This is a genomic window from Streptomyces sp. UH6, from assembly GCF_013421635.1.
Classification (GTDB): domain Bacteria; phylum Actinomycetota; class Actinomycetes; order Streptomycetales; family Streptomycetaceae; genus Streptomyces; species Streptomyces abyssomicinicus.
In genome coordinates this window covers 1-2,831 of the sequence record NZ_JACADT010000745.1, presented here as the reverse complement: position 1 = coordinate 2,831, position 2,831 = coordinate 1, and the positions used below count along the sequence as shown (strand labels likewise).

Annotated in this window: 2 protein-coding genes; one reads left to right on the top strand and one right to left on the bottom strand. The window is 73.0% G+C overall.

The features are described from left to right. Positions 1 to 30: 30 nt before the first annotated feature. On the bottom strand, positions 31 to 1,083 hold the full coding sequence (locus tag HW445_RS25200) for an SMP-30/gluconolactonase/LRE family protein (protein ID WP_180223212.1): 1,053 nt from the start codon (positions 1,081 to 1,083) through the stop codon (positions 31 to 33). A gap of 181 nt (positions 1,084 to 1,264) precedes the next feature. Between HW445_RS25200 and HW445_RS25195 the strand changes: the two genes are divergently transcribed. Beyond that, positions 1,265 to 2,831: NAD(P)/FAD-dependent oxidoreductase (locus tag HW445_RS25195; RefSeq protein WP_180223211.1), on the top strand; the 1,567-nt coding region annotated here is incomplete at its 3' end.

Genomic DNA, 2,831 nt, shown 5'->3' with positions numbered 1-2,831 from the left:
GCCCGCCCGCACCGCCGCCCGCCCCGCCGGTCAGCCGCCGTTGGACTGCCGGGTCCCCTCGGCGAGCGCCTTGAACGTGTAGAGGTAGCCTCCGGCGGGCCCGCTGACCGTCATGTACGCCTTCGTGCCGCCGGGCGTGATGGCCACGTTGGTCGCCGACTCCAGGCCCTCGGCGTCGGCCTCCGGCACCTCGACGGTCGCCAGGCGCTCCCCGTGCCGGTCGTAGACCGCCATGGCGGGCCGGCCGTGCAGTGCCTGGTAGAGGTTGCCGTCCGCGTCCACGGCGATCGAGTCGGTCTGCGCGACGCCGCCGTCGACCCGGATCGCGGTGTGCCGGGACGCCGCACCGCCCTTCCCGTCGAGGAGGAAGTAGGAGATCCGGTTCTCCGTGAGTTCGGAGACCCACAGTCCGCGGTGCTCCTCGTCGAACGAGATCCCGTTGGGCGCCGCCATCCCGTCGGCCAGGACGGTCGCCTTCCGGGTGTCGCGGTCGATGCGCACCACGCGGCCGCGGTCCTCGCCCTCCCGGTAGCCGCGCGAGTCGCTGACGTACAGGTTGCCCTCCGGGTCGAAGGCGAGGTCGTCGGGGTTCATCCGCGCGCCGTCGACCTCACCGGAGAAGAAGGTCCGCGGATCACCCCCGTCGGGGGCGAGGCTCAGGATCACCCCGCCGGCGAAGTCGGTGAGGTAGATCCGTCCGTCGTGCGGACCGAACTGCGCGGAGGTGTAGGCGCCCCGGCCGTCGGTGAACAGCGCCCGTGAGGTCTTCCCGCGCACGTCGACGCTCATCAGCTTCGGCTCGCCCTCGGGCGCGGTGACGTCGACGACCAGCAGACGGCCGTCCTCGCCGAAGGCGGGGCCCTCCAGCAGCGTCATCCCGGTCGCCTCGTGCACCTCGGTCAGCCGCATGAGCATTTTGGCGGGGACGGCCGCCGGCTTTCCGGTGGCCGCCCGCCCGGCGCCGGCCCTCCCGTCGTCGTAGGAGGAGGCGGGGACCGTCCCGCACCCGGCGAGCGCCAGCACGCCGGCGGCGGCGAGCCAGACAGGAAGCCGGGTCGGGAATCGGATCGGGAGTCGCTGCATGGGGTGACCACTCTTCCTGTCCGCCGCGTACGGGTGCCGTGCGCCCGTCCTCGTACCGGACAGTGTTGTCCGGTAGGGGTACGGTAGCCGATGTGCGGCCGCCAATTCACCGGCGGCTGAGCCGAGTTGCGCGACAGGCCGGTTCACCGGCACCGACTTCACAGGATCGAGGCCCTTTCGTATGACGACCCCTCAGGCGCCCTCCGGGCAGGAACTCGCCGAGCTGAGGCAGCGGTACCGCCAGGAACGCGAACGGCGGGTGCGGCCCGACGGCGCCCGGCAGTACCGGGTCGCGGACGCCGGGTTCGGTTACTGGGCCGCCGACCCCTACGCGGGCGAGGTCCCCGCGCGCGAGCCGCTGCGGGACACGGTGGACGTCGCCGTCGTCGGCGGCGGCTTCGGCGGCATCCTCGCCGGGGCCCGGCTGCGTCAGCGGGGCGTGGAGCGGGTCCGGATCGTCGAGAAGGGCGGCGACTTCGGAGGCACCTGGTACTGGAACCGCTACCCGGGCGTCCACTGCGACGTCGAGTCGCACGTGTACCTGCCGATGCTGGACGAGACCGGATACGTGCCGGAGTGGAAGTACGCCCCCGGCGAGGAGATCCGCCGGCACGCCGTGCGCATCGCGGAACGCTTCGACCTGTACCCCGACGCCCTCTTCTCCACCACGGTCACCTCCCTGACCTGGGACGAGTCCGCCGAGGTGTGGATCGTGGCCACCGACCGGGGCGACGAGTTCCGGGCCACCTACGTCGTCACGGCCACCGGCACCCTGTCCGAGCCGAAGCTGCCCGGCATCCCCGGCATCGAGGACTTCGAGGGCCACACCTTCCACACCTCGCGCTGGGACTACGCCTACACCGGCGGCGGTCCGGACGGTGGCCTGACGGGGCTGGCGGGCAAGCGGGTCGGCGTCGTGGGCACCGGAGCCACCGGCGTGCAGGTCGTCCCGATGCTGGCCGAGGACGCCGGGCACGTCTACGTCTTCCAGCGCACCCCCTCGACCGTGGACGTGCGCGCCAACCGCCGCACCGGCGCGGAGGAGGTCGGCGCCGGCCGCGACGGCTGGGCGCGCGAGCGGCGGGAGAACTTCCTGCGCGTCGTCTCGGGAGAACCCGCGGAGCAGGACCTCGTGGCGGACGCCTGGACGGAGTCGGCCGGTCTGCTGGAGAAGCTCCTGCCGAGCTTCCGCCGCGACGGTGACCGCGCGGCGTTCGAGGCGGCCTACGAGGCCGCCGACGCGGCCAAGATGAACGCGCTGCGCACCCGGGTCGAGCGCGCCGTCACCGACCCGGAGGTCGCCGAGAAGCTCAAGCCCTGGTACCGGTACGCCTGCAAGCGGCCCACCTTCTCCGACCTGTACTACCCGGCGTTCAACCGGGACAACGTCACACTGGTCGACACCGCGGACACCCACGGCCTGGAGCGCGTGACCCGCGACGGCGTCGTGGTCGGCGGCACCGCGTACGCGCTCGACTGCCTGATCTTCGCCACCGGCTTCTCCGTCGGGGTGTCCGGTGTCGTCTCCGGCAGGCTTCCCGTCCACGGCCGGGGCGGTGTCCAGCTGCTCCACGCCTGGGCGGAGCGGGGGCCGCGCACCCTGCACGGCTTCACCAGCCACGGCTTCCCGAACCTCATCCAGCTGGGCTCGCTGCAGAACGCCGCCAGCGTCAACTTCACGCACGTCCTGGACGAGCAGGCGGTGCACGCGGCCGCGCTGGTCGCGGCGGCCGAGGCGGCGGGCGCGG